The organism is Solibacillus sp. iso_87 (assembly GCF_056173085.1).
In genome coordinates, this window is record NZ_CM149656.1 from 2,321,896 (window position 1) to 2,336,982 (window position 15,087).

General features: G+C 41.4%; 12 protein-coding genes. 1 reads left to right on the top strand and 11 read right to left on the bottom strand.

The window, feature by feature from the left end; translation table 11 throughout:
* Positions 1 to 67 precede the first annotated feature (67 nt).
* From meaB to AC0VXV_RS11840, 8 genes are all read right to left on the bottom strand, one after another.
* Positions 68 to 1,156, bottom strand: coding sequence for a methylmalonyl Co-A mutase-associated GTPase MeaB (gene meaB, locus AC0VXV_RS11805; RefSeq protein WP_475531458.1), 1,089 nt, complete (start codon positions 1,154 to 1,156; stop codon positions 68 to 70).
* A gap of 2 nt (positions 1,157 to 1,158) precedes the next feature.
* Entirely contained in the window at positions 1,159 to 3,309 is a 2,151-nt protein-coding gene (gene scpA, locus AC0VXV_RS11810) for a methylmalonyl-CoA mutase (RefSeq protein ID WP_475528365.1), read from the bottom strand.
* Complete coding sequence (locus AC0VXV_RS11815) at positions 3,306 to 4,982, bottom strand: methylmalonyl-CoA mutase family protein (protein WP_475528366.1); 1,677 nt, start codon at positions 4,980 to 4,982, stop codon at positions 3,306 to 3,308. Before AC0VXV_RS11815 ends, scpA begins: the two co-directional genes overlap by 4 nt.
* A 132-nt stretch (positions 4,983 to 5,114) precedes the next feature.
* Complete coding sequence (locus AC0VXV_RS11820) at positions 5,115 to 6,473, bottom strand: dihydrolipoamide acetyltransferase family protein (protein ID WP_475528367.1); 1,359 nt, start codon at positions 6,471 to 6,473, stop codon at positions 5,115 to 5,117.
* A 72-nt stretch (positions 6,474 to 6,545) separates the two neighbouring features.
* Positions 6,546 to 7,529, bottom strand: a complete 984-nt coding sequence (locus AC0VXV_RS11825; RefSeq protein ID WP_339171688.1) for an alpha-ketoacid dehydrogenase subunit beta — start codon at positions 7,527 to 7,529, stop codon at positions 6,546 to 6,548.
* Positions 7,529 to 8,539, bottom strand: coding sequence for a thiamine pyrophosphate-dependent dehydrogenase E1 component subunit alpha (locus AC0VXV_RS11830; protein ID WP_475528368.1), 1,011 nt, complete (start codon positions 8,537 to 8,539; stop codon positions 7,529 to 7,531). Before AC0VXV_RS11830 ends, AC0VXV_RS11825 begins: the two co-directional genes overlap by 1 nt.
* A 20-nt stretch (positions 8,540 to 8,559) precedes the next feature.
* Positions 8,560 to 9,969, bottom strand: coding sequence for a dihydrolipoyl dehydrogenase (gene lpdA / locus AC0VXV_RS11835; protein WP_475528369.1), 1,410 nt, complete (start codon positions 9,967 to 9,969; stop codon positions 8,560 to 8,562).
* A 55-nt stretch (positions 9,970 to 10,024) separates the two neighbouring features.
* Positions 10,025 to 11,119: a Leu/Phe/Val dehydrogenase gene (locus AC0VXV_RS11840; RefSeq protein WP_475528370.1), complete on the bottom strand. Its 1,095-nt coding sequence runs from the start codon at positions 11,117 to 11,119 to the stop codon at positions 10,025 to 10,027.
* 401 nt (positions 11,120 to 11,520) lie between these two features.
* On the opposite strand from AC0VXV_RS11840, the gene AC0VXV_RS11845 reads away from it, so the two are divergent.
* Positions 11,521 to 11,754 carry a DUF2627 domain-containing protein gene (locus tag AC0VXV_RS11845; protein WP_251687080.1) on the top strand — a complete coding sequence of 78 codons (234 nt, stop codon included), beginning with the start codon at positions 11,521 to 11,523 and terminating at the stop codon, positions 11,752 to 11,754.
* Positions 11,755 to 11,913: 159 nt separating this feature from the next.
* Here the strand turns inward: AC0VXV_RS11845 and AC0VXV_RS11850 are convergent, their stop codons facing one another.
* From AC0VXV_RS11850 to AC0VXV_RS11860, 3 genes are all read right to left on the bottom strand, one after another.
* Entirely contained in the window at positions 11,914 to 12,639 is a 726-nt protein-coding gene (locus AC0VXV_RS11850; protein ID WP_475528371.1) for a glycerophosphodiester phosphodiesterase, read from the bottom strand.
* Positions 12,639 to 14,210, bottom strand: a complete 1,572-nt coding sequence (locus AC0VXV_RS11855; protein ID WP_475528372.1) for a DUF342 domain-containing protein — start codon at positions 14,208 to 14,210, stop codon at positions 12,639 to 12,641. Before AC0VXV_RS11855 ends, AC0VXV_RS11850 begins: the two co-directional genes overlap by 1 nt.
* Before the next feature lie 148 nt (positions 14,211 to 14,358).
* Entirely contained in the window at positions 14,359 to 14,793 is a 435-nt protein-coding gene (locus tag AC0VXV_RS11860; RefSeq protein WP_475528373.1) for a hypothetical protein, read from the bottom strand.
* Positions 14,794 to 15,087 lie beyond the last annotated feature (294 nt).

Here is a 15,087-nt window from a genome sequence, read left to right on the forward strand (position 1 = left end):
TTAGCCCCTTTCTATGTTCCTTTTTATCATAGCAAGGTTACGAAAGATGTGCAAAGACTCTTGATTATCATCTATCTACATTTTTTTCGCCAAATAAAGCATTAACCCCTTGTGTCACCGTTAGCTGGCCATGCAATATTTCTTCCTCAAGTGACCGGACCTGCTTTTTGCGTTCCGGATTTTTATAGAACGAATCTATTAAATGATCGGTAATCATCGTATGGAACCAGTCGCGCGTTTGTTCATGGCGACGTATCGTCCAATAATTGGATTGCTTGATCGTCTGCTCAAACTCCATCAGCATATCCCAAACCTTGTCGAAACCCGTTTTTTCAAGGGACGATACGGTCAGTGACGTACTGAGCCAGCCGGGTGTCGATGGCTGTAGGAAATGAAGGATCTGCTTGTATTCTTGCATTGTCCGGCGAGCAGGGCGTACATTGTCCCCGTCCGCTTTATGGACGATAATGCCGTCTGCAAGCTCCATAATGCCCTTCTTCATCCCTTGAAGCTCATCTCCCGCACCTGTTAAGACTAGCAGTAGGAAGAAGTCAACCATGCCGCGCACATATGTTTCACTTTGGCCGACACCGACTGTTTCAATCAAAATGACGTCATAGCCTGCCGCTTCGCATAACAGCATTGTTTCACGGGATTTTTTATGGACACCGCCTAATGTACCGGCACTCGGTGATGGACGAACAAATGCATTTTCCTGGCGCACCAGTTCTTCCATTCGTGTTTTGTCCCCTAAAATACTGCCGCCTGATAGCGATGAGCTCGGGTCGATTGCAAGAACCGCAACGCGCTTACCCATTTTGCACAGCATCGTACCGAATGCTTCGATAAACGAACTTTTCCCCGCACCCGGTACACCGGTGATGCCAATTCGGATTGAATTGCCCGTATAAGGCAATAATTCCTGCAGTAGCTTCTGTGCTTCTTCCTTATGGGCATTGTTCGAGCTTTCAATGTGCGTTATCGCTTTTGCAAGCGAAGTACGGTTACCTGCACGTACTTCGCTGGCCAGCGTCTGTAGATCAAGTGTTTCCTGCTTTTTTTTCCGGAACTTTTTCGGGTTTGAATAGCTCATTCCATCATGACCACCCTTCACACCATCCATGACAAATAAAGCGCTCTTCTCGTCTTGAGGCATCACTACTCTGCCACTTCCTCATAACCTAACTTTTTATAAATTTCTTCTATAATACGGATTGCCGATACCGGAATCACAGTACCTGGTCCGAAGATAGCCGCTGCACCTGCTTCATACAGGAACTCATAGTCTTGAGCTGGGATTACCCCGCCGCAAATGACGATAATGTCTTCGCGACCTAATTTCTTCAATTCAGCTACAAGTTCTGGCACTAATGTTTTATGACCCGCCGCTAAAGAGGATACTCCAATACAGTGGACGTCGTTTTCATTTGCCATTTGTGCAGTTTCTTCCGGTGTCATGAACAACGGAGAAATATCGACATCGAAACCTAAGTCCGCATAGCCAGTTGCAACAACTTTCGCACCGCGGTCATGTCCGTCTTGTCCCATCTTCGCCACTAAAATACGTGGACGGCGACCTTCTGCTTCCAGGAAGTCTTCTGTCATTTGCTTCACTTCTGTAATCATTTCATCATCCGAGAAGTTTGCAGAGTAGACACCTGAAATTGAACGGATAACCGCTTTATGACGGCCAGATACCGCTTCAATCGCATCCGAAATTTCACCTAATGATGCACGTGCTCTTGCCGCATCCACAGCAACGGCTAATAAGTTTTCGGAGCCGTCTTCAGCCGCTTTTGTTAAACGTGCTAAATGTTTTTGCACTTCCGCTTCATCACGTGTAGCTTTCATTTTTTCAAGACGGGAAATTTGTGATTCGCGTACGATTGCATTGTCGATATCTAAAATGTCGATTGGATCTTCTTCAGCAAGACGGTATTTGTTTACGCCGACAATCGTTTCTGTTTTTGAATCGATTTTCGCCTGACGTTTAGCCGCTGCTTCTTCAACTTTCATTTTTGGAAGTCCTGTCTCAATCGCTTTCGCCATTCCGCCAAGAGCTTCGATTTCTTCGATTAATGTCCATGCTTTTTCTGTCAGCTCTTCTGTCAGTTTTTCAACATAGTACGAGCCGCCCCATGGATCGATTACTTTTGTCATTCCTGTTTCTTCTTGCAGGAATAACTGTGTATTACGTGCAATACGAGCCGAGAAGTCCGTCGGTAAAGCAATTGCTTCGTCCAGTGCGTTCGTATGAAGCGACTGTGTATGACCCATCGCTGCCGCGTTTGCTTCGATTAATGTACGTGTTACGTTATTGAATGGATCTTGTTCTGTTAAACTCCAGCCTGATGTTTGCGAGTGTGTACGCAATGCAAGTGACTTCGAGTTTTTCGGATTGAAAGTAGACATCATTTGTGCCCAAATGCGACGTGCTGCACGCATTTTCGCAACTTCCATGTAATAGTTCATACCGATCGCCCAGAAGAACGATAAACGCGGTGCAAATGCATCAATGTCAATGCCCGCTTTTAAACCTGTACGTACATATTCAAGACCATCTGCCAATGTATACGCAAGCTCGATATCATTTGTCGCACCCGCTTCTTGAATATGGTAACCCGAAATGGAAATCGAGTTGAATTTCGGCATGAATTTCGCCGTATATTCAAAAATGTCTGCAATGATTTTCATCGACATTGCCGGTGGGTAAATATAAGTGTTACGTACCATGTATTCTTTTAGAATGTCGTTTTGGATCGTACCGGCCAATTTATCAGGCGATACTCCTTGTTCTTCAGCTGCAACAATGTAGAACGCAAGAATCGGTAAAACTGCCCCGTTCATCGTCATCGATACCGACATTTGATCAAGTGGAATGCCGTCAAACAAAATTTTTGCATCTTCAACTGAATCGATCGCAACGCCAGCTTTTCCGACATCCCCTGTTACACGAGGGTGATCCGAGTCATAACCGCGGTGTGTGGCCAAGTCGAATGCTACTGAAAGCCCTTTTTGACCCATTGCCAAGTTACGACGGTAGAAAGCATTTGATTCTTCCGCAGTAGAGAAACCTGCATATTGACGTACTGTCCATGGACGCGCTACATACATTGTCGGATATGGCCCACGTGTATTTGGTGCAATACCAGCCACATCTTTTAAATGTTTTGCGTCTTGAATATCTTCTTTGTTGTAGACAGAATTCACTTCGATGCCTTCATTTGTCACGTACGAGCCTGTAGAAGCAAGTTGCTCTTGTTTTAATACATCTTCAATAACAACTGTTGCGAAATTTGCTTTACTCATTGTTGTACCCCCTTCACGCTCATCACGACATCCGATAGCTTTCGGGCGATGTTCTGACCTGCATATATAAAGCCGTTTAAGCCATTTGCAGTCCATGCCGCTTCATCTTCTTTATATTTACCTGCTGCATCCAATACAACCGATTGTTTTTTATTTTCAAGCAATGCCGGCACAATGGCTTTAGTATCTTCATCCGTTGCAGCTACAACTACATAGTCATAGTCGGCACTTGCCAGCCAAGTTGTTGCATCCTCAATTGTTCGGAATCCTGCTGTTTGATATGCTACGATGCCTGCTGTCGCAAAGAATCCTTGTACAAAATCTGCGCGCGGCTTGTAGTTTTTCAGTTCACCGAATGTTAAAATCGCTGTCTTGATTCCAGTTTGTGCGTAAGTAGCACGTAAGTTTTCAAATGGAATGGCAAGACGTTTCACACCTGTAAATTGAGCATTTTCAGTTGTTGATACTGTATCTTGCGGGTTTGCATAAATGTTAGTACCAATTAGTGAATGCTTGCGTGTTTCCACTTGCTTCATGCGTGTCGCATACACTTCCTCGATTTGAGCATTAATACCGTATGCTTCCAATCCGCCAGCAATTTCGATGTCCAAAAACAGTGCCCATGCTTCTTTTACATAGTCTGCTGTTAATGATTCGATAAAGTACGAACCGCCTGATGGATCGATTACATTTGTTACATGTGACTCTTCTTTCGTAACAAGGGAAACATTACGCGCAATACGGATTGACTGCCCCGATACACCTGTCAACACATCATGCGGGTGTACCGTAATAACATCTGCACCGCCGATTGCTGCTGAGAACGCTTCATTGCCTGCACGTAATAAGTTTACATAAACATCATATTTCGAGAAGCTGCGTACCGAAGTTTCCACTACAACCGGGAAAGCGCTTGCTTCATTGCCGAATGCTGAAGCAAACGCTTTCCATAATACTTTGAAGGCACGAAGTTTTGCTACTTCTGCAAAGAATTGTGTATCGACAGCGAACTGTACGAAAAACTTCTGTTCAAATGTTTTAAAATCTTCTACCGTATTCGCAAGTATAGCTGCTTGTGCAAGCGCAATAGCAAGCTCTTGTACCGCATTAGCGCCGTCATTATGGAACGGAATCGTATTTGCACAAAACGTGCGGACGTTTGGATAGTCAGCTAATTCTATTGTTTCAGGAGAAACAATATAGCCTACAACGTCATTGCGTTTAGCTTCGTCAATATATTTGAATACATCCAGCACTGCATCTTCAGTAGAAGCGACGATAAATTTAAATGAAATTTCCGATAAATAAGAAGCGAGTTTTTCGCTTTCTTGTTCAGACCAGTTAAATGCAACCGGGCTGTTGATTGTAATCATTTCATTGCCGCGGGATAAGCTATCCTCTATATTGGCAAAAAAGCTAGCTGCATCATCGCCAGCGATTTGCTGTGCAACAGTGAAGCTTGTCTGTTTTGTTAAAGAACGGATTGTTGATACTTGTTTCTCCAGTTGGTCTCCCAATTTTTCGATTAAGCTTTCTTCTGTATAAAGTGGGTCAAGCGTGATATTTTCAATTGTCTTTGTAAATAAGGATTCAAACGGTTTTCCTTTTAATGCTTTTACCGCTTCTTCCTTCCACTGCTCATAGCTAGCTGTTTGAAATTCGATCTCTTTCATATTCATTGACATGTGGTCGCTAAGTAGCTTCCCCCCTTGTTATAGTTCTGTACTATAGTTTACACGAGAATGTTCTGACAATAAAGAGAAAAAAAACGTGAAAGCCTTATTTTACAGGCTTTCACGGCATTTTTAGTAGACTGACATCTTCTGTTTATCGACATTTTCGAGAATTTCTTTCACACGAGATAAGAATTTACCACAAATCATACCATCTAAAACTCTATGGTCTAAAGATAAACATAAATTCACCATAGAGCGTGGAGCAATCATATTACCCTGTACTATTACAGGTCTTTTTACAATACTTTCCACCTGCAAAATTGCTGCCTGTGGATGATTGATAATGCCCATTGACTGAACAGAACCAAACGATCCGGTATTGTTGACCGTAAATGTACCACCTTGCATATGCTCCAATTTCAGTTTTCCGTTGCGTACAAGATGTGCATATTCATGAATTTCTTTCGCAATGCCTTTGATCGATTTTTCATCGACATTTTTGATGACCGGCACGAATAATGCATCATCAGTAGCTACAGCAATCGATAAATTAATATCTTTCTTTTGAATGATCTTATCTTCCGCCCAAACAGAATTGATGATTGGGAATTCTTTTAGCGCCTGAGAGACCGCTTTTAGGAAAAATGCAAAATACGTCAGATTAAATCCTTCTTTTTTCTTGAAATCTTCTTTTATGCTGTCACGGTATTCAACAAGCTCTGTCACATCGACTTCCATCATCATCCATGCATGCGGAATCTCATGTGTGCTGCGCAGCATATTTTTCGCAATTGCTTTACGCACTTGCGTAACCGGAATTTCAATATCTCCCGCAGCAACAGGAATCTCCTGTTTTGGCTGAGGTGCAGATGCTGGAGCTTGTGTTGTACCTAGTACTGACGCTTGAGAAGAAGATTCTTGTTTTGGCTCCGCGAATGCTGTTGGTTGTTCGTCATTCGAAATATCCTGACTTGTCGGCTTACCTGCAACAACATAAGCTTCAACGTCTTTTCTTGTTATCCGATTGCCGACACCTGTGCCGGTAATCTGGGCCAAGTCGATATCATGTTCATTCGCCAACGCTAAAACAGCAGGTGAAAAACGACCAGGCTTGCGTTCTGTGCGCGCTGGTTTGTCTTCTTTTTTCGCTGCCGGTTTTTCTTCTTCTTTCTTCTGTGAGCCGGCATTTAGAATTGCCGAGCTGACATTCGAGCTTTTTTCAACTGGTGCGGGCGGCATTTCAGAGCCTTCCACTTCAATCGCGCATACAACTGCGCCTACCGGCAATGTTTCGCCTTCGTTTGCGATTAACTCTGTAATTACCCCTGCAAACGAAGAAGGGATTTCGGCATTAACTTTATCTGTTGTTACTTCTGCTAATGGATCATATTTATTTACTTTATCTCCCACTTGGACAAGCCAGCGTTCAATCTTACCTTCTGTCACACTTTCTCCAAGTTGCGGCATGACGATATTTTGAATTGTCATTAAACAATCCCCCTTTAACTAATAGGCCTTTGCTGTTTATTTAGGATTCTTATACAATCCCAATTCTATTAACTAGAATTCAGCGAGTTCGCGAATTGCTTTTTCTACTTTGTCAGGATTAATCATGAAGAACTTTTCCATTGTTGGTGCGTATGGCATTGCAGGTACATCCGGTCCTGCGAGACGCTTGATCGGTGCATCCAGTTCAAATAGGCAATGCTCTGCAATAATGGCTGCCACTTCACTCATAATGCTGCCTTCTTTATTGTCCTCTGTGATAAGGAGGATTTTCCCTGTTTTTCTAGCCGCTTCAATAATGGCTTCTTGATCTAACGGGTAAACGGTACGCAAATCTAAAATGTGTGTTTCGATGCCGTCTTTTGCCAGCCGTTCTGCTGCCTGCAATGCAAAATGTACTGCAAGACCGTACGTAATGACTGTTACATCATCACCTTCACGCTTCACATCGGCTTTTCCGATCGGCAATGTATAATCATCTGTCGGCACTTCACCTTTAATAAGGCGGTATGCACGTTTATGTTCGAAAAACAGTACTGGATCCGGATCGCGAATGGCTGCTTTTAACAGTCCTTTTGCATCATATGGTGTTGACGGAATAACAATCTTCAAACCAGGTGTCCCTGCAAACATCGCTTCAACCGATTGTGAATGATAAAGGGCACCATGAATTCCCCCACCAAATGGAGCCCGCACAACTAAAGGACAGCTCCAGTCATTGTTTGAGCGGTAACGAATTTTCGCCGCTTCCGAAACAATCTGGTTTACAGCAGGCATAATAAAGTCCGCAAACTGCATTTCAGCAATCGGACGCATGCCGTACATCGCTGCACCGATTGCAACACCCGCAATCGCACTTTCCGCTAACGGTGTATCCAGTACACGCGCTTCGCCGAATTGATCATACAGGCCTGTTGTCGCTTTGAACACGCCGCCTTTTAACCCAACATCTTCACCTAATACGAAGACGCGGTCATCTCGCTCCATTTCTTCTTTCATCGCTAAGTTAATCGCATCAATATAAGAAATTACCGGCATTACGCATCTTCTCCTTCCGCATACACAAAACGCAATGCATGTTCTGGCGAGGCATAGGCTGCATTTTCTGCATAATCTGTCGCTTCATTGACAGTATCCATAATTTTTTTATTCATTTCTTCCAATAGCGCATCGTTCGCTATACCGTTGTCTTTTAAGTATGTTTCAAATAAAATAATCGGGTCTTTCGCTTTTCCTTCTGCAATATCCTCAGCTGTACGATATTGACGATCATCATCATCCGAAGAATGGGCTGTCAGTCGGAACGAAACTGTTTCGATCAATGAAGGCCCTTCACCGCGACGTGCACGATCAGCCGCTTCTTTCACCACTTTGTATACTTCCAACGGATTTTTGCCATCTACAGTTACACCAGGCATCCCGTAGCCGATTGCACGGTCTGATACTTGTGCACAGCCCAGTTGACGTTCAACCGGAACAGAAATTGCATATTGGTTGTTTTCTACCATGATAATAACCGGCAATTTGTGCACTCCCGCAAAGTTTGCTCCTTCATGGAAGTCACCTTGGTTTGACGAACCTTCACCGAGTGTTACAAATGTGATAAAGTCCTTTTGCTGCATTTTTCCTGCAAGGGCAACACCGACCGCGTGCGGTACTTGTGTCGTTACAGGAGAAGAACCCGTAAGTATACGATTTTTCTTTTGCCCGAAGTGCCCCGGCATTTGACGCCCGCCAGAGTTCGGATCTTCCGCTTTCGCAAACGCCGAAAGCATTAAATCTTTTGCCGTCATCCCAAAATGAAGCACAACCCCCATATCACGATAGTACGGAGCAATATAATCCTTTGTATGATCAAGGGCAAAGGCAGCACCTACTTGAGCCGCCTCCTGTCCTTGGCATGAAATAACAAATGGTATTTTGCCTGCACGGTTTAACAGCCACATCCGCTCATCAATACGGCGTGCCATTAACATTGTTTCGTACATTTTCAGTACATCTTCATCCGTTAATCCCAATTGTTCATGTGTAATATTAGTGTCCGTCATAAAATACCCCCTTGTCACTGTTAAAAATGAATTGCTTTGCCTTCAATCGCCAGCGCGGCTTCCCCAATAATTTCGCTCAACGAAGGATGCAAATGCACCATCTGCCCAACTTCCCATGGTGAGGCATTTAAAAACAAGCCAAGTGCAGCTTCGGAAATTAAATCCGTTGCGTGCGGTCCGATTAAATGGACACCGACAACGTCATTCGAACTTTCATCCGCTACTACTTTCACAAAGCCTGCTGTTTCACCATAAACAATCGCTTTACCGATCGCTTTAAACGGGAATGTTGTTGTAACAACTTTATAGCCGTTGTTTTTCGCTTGCTCTTCCGTAAGGCCGACACTTGCGACTTCCGGATTACTGTAGACGCCTCGTGCAATATTTGCATATTGCAGTGGAATCGAATTCTGTCCCGCAATATGCTCGACAGCACGAATTCCTTCATGTGAAGCAACATGTGCCAACTGCATTCCACCGATAACATCTCCTATAGCATATATATGACGTTCTTTCGTCTGGAAATGTTCGTTTACTGAAATATATCCATTTTCCAGTTCGATTTCTGTGTTCTCCAAGCCGATGTTTGACGTGTTCGCTACCCTTCCAACTGATAGTAATAATGCTTCTGCTGAAATGGTTTCATCATTCACTTGTAGTGATACATTTTCCTTCGTATCAATTGCTGAAGGATCGAGTTTTACATTGAAATGAACGTTTACCCCACGTTTTTTCAAAGACTTCAGCATTTCCGCGGAAATTGCTGCATCTTCGGTAGGCAGCAGACGGTCACCTAGCTCGATAATCGTGACTTCGACATCGAAATCAGTAAGCATTGACGCCCATTCGACACCAATTACGCCACCACCGATAATAATGGCCGACTTCGGTAGCTTTTCGATTGTCAGGAATTCATCTGATGTGAATACCTTTTTCCCATCAACTTTCAATCCGTCCAATGTTCGAGGGCGAGAACCCGTCGCAATGATGACGTTTTGAGGCACAAGCATCTCATTTTCTGTACCATCATTCATTTCCACTGAAATCGTACCTGGCATCGGCGAGAAAATAGATGGTCCTAAAATGCGGCCAAAACCTTCATACACATCAATCTTTCCTTTTTTCATCAAGTGCTGGACACCTTTGTAAAGCTTATCTACAACGGTAGCCTTTCTTTGTTGGACTCGTTCAAAGTCGATTTTGACGTCATTTACTTCCACTCCAAAATCAAGTGCCTTTTTCGATTGCACATATACTTCCGCACTTCGGAGCAATGCTTTTGTCGGAATACAGCCCGCATGCAGGCATGTACCCCCCATTTTATTTTTTTCGACGATTGCCGTTTTTAATCCGAGCTGTGACGCACGGATCGCGGCTACATAACCGCCTGTGCCTCCGCCTAAAATAACGACATCATAATCTTTCGCCATAACCGACACCCCTTTTTTCCAGTTACAAAATCAATTTCTTCTTTCGTAATCGCTTCTAGCGACCGTTTAAAATATTTTTTTCGTTTTGAAGGAACTGACTGCGGGATTTCGCTACACGAGCAATACGCTCTTCTGCTAAACGGTTTGCCGCTAAATAAGTTGGAATATCTTCTTCTTTTGAAATTGCAAAAATCTTTTCCAAGCTTGTGTAGATCGTTTCAACACGCTTCATTGCACGCTCGCGATTATAGCCGTATAACTCATCTGCTACGTTAATAACCCCGCCTGCATTAATCACGTAATCCGGTGCATAAACAATCCCTAAATCATGCAGTACTTTACCATGTCTTGATTCTGCCAGCTGATTGTTTGCTGATCCAGCGATAACCTTCGCTTTAAATGTCGGAATCGTTTGGTCATTTACAATTGCGCCAAGAGCACATGGTGAGAAAATGTCCACATCTTGTGCGTAAATCTCGTCAGGTGCTACTGCTACAGCTCCAAAGTCAGCAACGACACGGTCGATTGCTTGCTGATTAATGTCAGTTACGATTAGTTTCGCTCCTTCATTATGCAAGTATTCACATAATGTGTACGCAACATTCCCAAGACCTTGAACTGCTACTTTACGTCCTGCAAGCGAGTCATCTCCGAACGCTTCTTTCGCTGCTGCCTTCATCCCTAAAAATACACCATACGCTGTAATTGGCGATGGATTGCCAGAGCTGCCGAATGCCGGTGAAATACCTGTTACATAATTTGTTTCTTCATGGATTAAATCCATATCTGCAACGGTTGTACCTACATCTTCCGCCGTAATATATCGACCATTCAAACCTTGAATGAAACGTCCTAATGCACGGAACATTTCTTCATTTTTATCCTTGAACGGATCTCCAATAATAACTGTTTTACCGCCACCTAAATTTAAGCCTGCCGCCGCATTTTTATAAGTCATACCGCGTGCTAGACGAAGTGCATCTTCAATAGCTGCTTCCTCTGAGGCATATGTCCACATGCGCGAACCCCCAAGAGCTGGACCCAATGTTGTATCATGAATAGCAATAACCGCTTTTAACCCCGATGCCTCATCTTGGCAAAAGACTACTTGTTCAAAATCATATTTCTGCATGTACTTGAAAATTTCCATAACACTATACCCCTCCGCTCAAGAAAGCGCTTACTTTCTCGTATATTATTATTTTCTGTTAATTAAAGATAATAAATACTTAAATTTGTATAATTTTATTATCGTTATTTTTACAATACTTATAAATCTAAAAGGATGCAACTAGAAATCCTTAATTTGATTTAAATTAGAATATTCGGACAATTTTTCCTAGATTTACACTGAAAAATCTTGCGAAAATACTTTTAAAAACACTATTCCAGGATAATATTTTGGTTTTTTTGAGCTATTTCCATATTTCCATTATATGAATCTATACCCGGTTATTGACTTTCTCTGCCTGCATTGTAAAATTAAGTGATACTAAAATAAACTGAGACATTGTTTCAATTACTGCTTTTTTGTCTGGAGGAGGTCTGTAAATGGCACGTATGGCTGCATTTATCGTACTAGTCATTCCCGCAATTTTAATGGCTGCTGGGATAAAATTTATGCGAGATACATTATTCGGTATTTTAATTTCACCATTTCCTTGGATTTGGTTACAATTTGTTGTCGGTGCCATATTTTTTGCCGTTTCATTTTTATTTTTTGCAGGGTTTTTATTGTACCGGGATCGCAAGCGCGGTAAAGTATCGGAGCGCTGGCAGAAATAAAGACAGAAAAAAATCAAATTCTCTTTATAGGGAAATTTGATTTTTTTTCGTATATTCAGTTAATTCTTCACTCAAGAAGAGTAATGTTATTGTGGCATTACACAAAATTATTAAGGTAAAAGTAAACAGGTAATTACTTCCACATGCTATTTATATAAATCAAACTTGCCGATTTTTCTGGGCTTCCTGAACTAAATGCGGAAAATCCGTAATCCACCCTTTTACAATCGAATGGGGATTTTTTAAGAAAGATTCATTTCCCTGGATTGCGTAAAAACGCATGCCGATATTGGCCGTTTTACAAGCCTCTAAATATTGACCTTTATAGTAGCGTTTATGTGCATGAATCGTATCGAAAGAATTTTGCTCCGCTAATGTGGCCCAATAGAATTTTCTCGTAATAATATACGCTGTCTCGATATCCGGGCGTATTTCTTTCACAATTTTTAACAGAGAATCATGGAATGAAGAGAAATGGCTGTTTTCAGGTAAGATGATCGATTGCAGTAATTCCTTCAGAACATGCTTATTCGTTAATAGCGACTCTTTCAGCTCTACATTCAATGCAATATTTTCGGCATTTGCCCACTTCAGTACATCGGCAAAGGCAATCATCCGGTCACGACGAAACAGCCGTTTAAACCGAGGGCCTAATTTATAGTTAATGAGCTCCTCATAAGAACACTGATTAACCATTTTATTAATACCGGCCAGTCTCTTTAAATCGTTGTCATGGAATACCACTAAAATACCATCATTTGAAACTTGGAGATCCAGTTCAATGCCATCTGCCCCAAGTTCTTTGGCTTTTTTAAAGGCAGCAAACGTATTTTCTAAGTGAAAGCTTGATGCCCCTCGGTGGGCAAAAATGGGTATGTTATTCATTATATATTCAACTCTCCATTTTCTATTAAAAATCGTCCATTTGTTATAGACGTCAAAACAGTGGACTTTTTGCCAATCTGTATATATGTACCAGGATTTGCTTCTTTCGTCACATGAATCTCTGCTTTACTAACTTTGCGCAAATCATTCATTAATTGTTTAATTTCCCGATCTAAATTCTGCGCTGTTTCTTTATTGGAAGCTAGCTTTTGTTTTGTTAGCTCCAATGCCGCCGATTGTCGTTGTGTTAACGTATGTATAACAGGTAGGATGCGTTCTATTTGTGCTTCGAGCTGCACCATATCTTCCTGCATTGACTTTAGCAACGATGCCTTGTGTTGGATGTCCTCAAGACCTTGTGCTTTGTTTATGCTATTAATGATTAATTCAGTCGGTCTTTCCAATCGGTTTCCTGTAAACGCTGATACGATTGTACTTTTTGCAATTGCAGTTCCACCTATAATTTTCCCTTTTCGCTCATCTACCAAAATCGAGTGTGCGGATAAATTCGAGCCTAATGAATAAAATCCAATATTCAGATTTTGGCCTGCGACTAAATGCGCGTCATTTACATGTTTAACGAATATATCCCCGGCAGCTTCTACTAGTGTTTCGCCTAACCCGAATATACCTCCCCGAATAAAAATATCTCCGTAAATGGACTTAATCAGTTTTGCGCCGGATACACCTTCTGGATGTTCGATTGAAATGTCACCATTTGCAACAACGGAAAAGCCTGTCTGAACTGTTCCTTTAATCGAGACAGATCCATTAAATTCAATATTCCCTGTTTCGATACCGACATCACAGACAATTGGTAAATGCTGATTCACACTCACCATCCCTTGGTGTTCTTCAACTACCCCGCTAATTTTCGAGCGAAGTACTGTTTTTCCTTCTTCTTCAACTTCATAGGCCGATTTCCTGTCATATTTCAACTGCAAATCTCGCCCCAAAGGAGCAGGAATCGATTCCCCATAAATATTTATTCCTGGAATACCTGGCTGTGCATGAATTTTTTCTCCAAGCCATGCGCCCTCTTCAATTTCATAAATGAAGTTCATATCATAATAATCCGCTTTACCATCTTCTCTTATAACCGGTTTTCGCTCAGGTAATTCTAAATAGGTAATCTGTGCATCTTCCCCTTTGACAGGTGGTGTTCCTTGCGCAATCAATGTTGCCTTCGCTGTGACAATAGATTCCAGTTGTACATTTAATATCCCGTGCGTTATGTTATCTTCAGCTAAAAGCTTCTGAACCTTTTTCTGTATTGATTGCACATTTTCTTTTATATACTCCGCTGTCTCATATACAAAAAGCGATGCCGACATTTTATCGCGGAAAATTTCGATTACAATTGATGGAAGCCATATACCGATTTCAACAGGGGTGTCACTTACTTCATTTAGTCCCTCTTTTAATAATGCAAAATTCGTTAGTTTAATACGAGGATTTTGGCGCACAATCGTTTCGAAGTCTTTTAGCATAAAACCTGGCTGTCGTGTTTTCAAATATACTTTTCCTTCATTTTTTATTATTTCAAAATAGTGATTTTCATGAATAACCATGCCATTCCACCTCCTCATACATTACAGTATATACATATTTTTAATAATTGTTTAGTTAAAAATTGGATTGTAAGGAGGTTTTTTGCATATCCATCAAATCAGTCGAAAAGTATCTATCTCATAAGTTAGAGACATCTATAATATTTTATTATAGTGAACGTTGGAATTGGAGTAAATTATGATACATATCTGACAGGTCTTTTAAATATTTTTCATCCCGTGTTTCAATAGCCCTAAGTGTACGATTGATCAATAAAATATCTAGTTCGATTGAATTGGTTAAGTTTTGATGGTTTATATTATTTTCGATAATCTCATTTCTTAATGTACCCAACTCATTTAAATAATTTTCAAGCTCAATTTCCATCGTTTGAAGCTGTGTGTTACTTAATGTACCGAGCAGCAATATATCGTTATAGCATGTCTCACGTTGAACGTGTAGTTCTTCTTTATATTTTTTTACAACCTCATCCGGAGAATTGGCCGTTGTTGTAGGAGATGCATTAAAGTCTTGCGGTAATCTTACAAGCAGAAAAAAAGTCAGGACGCCGAGAAGGATCAATACGAATTTCCATCGTTTCATTTATCATCGCTCCTTATTGTTGTCCCCCTATTCTACTGCGAAATTATATTAATAATGTGAAATTAATATTAAAATCCTATGACAACAAAAAAAGTGCCCAGCACCAGCTAGACACAAAAAGAACAATACGTTATCAAACATATTATCCAAAGAAAGGAGGTAAAAACGAAGACGAAGAATTTCTTAGCCTTGCTATCTAATTTTACCCATTGTTATTTTTTGTTAAACGTTAATTACAAATTTTTTATACCCGTAATATGATTTACATTAATTATAGTTTCAAATAGTCTAAAA

Excerpts from the sequence above, each read along its gene's own strand:
- meaB (WP_475531458.1), bottom strand. The coding sequence starts at position 1,156 with ATGCCTCAAGACGAGAAGAGCGCTTTATTTGTCATGGATGGTGTGAAG.
- scpA (WP_475528365.1), bottom strand. The coding sequence starts at position 3,309 with ATGAGTAAAGCAAATTTCGCAACAGTTGTTATTGAAGATGTATTAAAA.
- AC0VXV_RS11815 (WP_475528366.1), bottom strand. The coding sequence starts at position 4,982 with ATGAAAGAGATCGAATTTCAAACAGCTAGCTATGAGCAGTGGAAGGAA.
- AC0VXV_RS11820 (WP_475528367.1), bottom strand. The coding sequence starts at position 6,473 with ATGACAATTCAAAATATCGTCATGCCGCAACTTGGAGAAAGTGTGACA.
- AC0VXV_RS11825 (WP_339171688.1), bottom strand. The coding sequence starts at position 7,529 with ATGCCGGTAATTTCTTATATTGATGCGATTAACTTAGCGATGAAAGAA.
- AC0VXV_RS11830 (WP_475528368.1), bottom strand. The coding sequence starts at position 8,539 with ATGACGGACACTAATATTACACATGAACAATTGGGATTAACGGATGAA.
- lpdA (WP_475528369.1), bottom strand. The coding sequence starts at position 9,969 with ATGGCGAAAGATTATGATGTCGTTATTTTAGGCGGAGGCACAGGCGGT.
- AC0VXV_RS11840 (WP_475528370.1), bottom strand. The coding sequence starts at position 11,119 with ATGGAAATTTTCAAGTACATGCAGAAATATGATTTTGAACAAGTAGTC.
- AC0VXV_RS11845 (WP_251687080.1), top strand. The coding sequence starts at position 11,521 with ATGGCACGTATGGCTGCATTTATCGTACTAGTCATTCCCGCAATTTTA.
- AC0VXV_RS11850 (WP_475528371.1), bottom strand. The coding sequence starts at position 12,639 with ATGAATAACATACCCATTTTTGCCCACCGAGGGGCATCAAGCTTTCAC.
- AC0VXV_RS11855 (WP_475528372.1), bottom strand. The coding sequence starts at position 14,210 with ATGGTTATTCATGAAAATCACTATTTTGAAATAATAAAAAATGAAGGA.
- AC0VXV_RS11860 (WP_475528373.1), bottom strand. The coding sequence starts at position 14,793 with ATGAAACGATGGAAATTCGTATTGATCCTTCTCGGCGTCCTGACTTTT.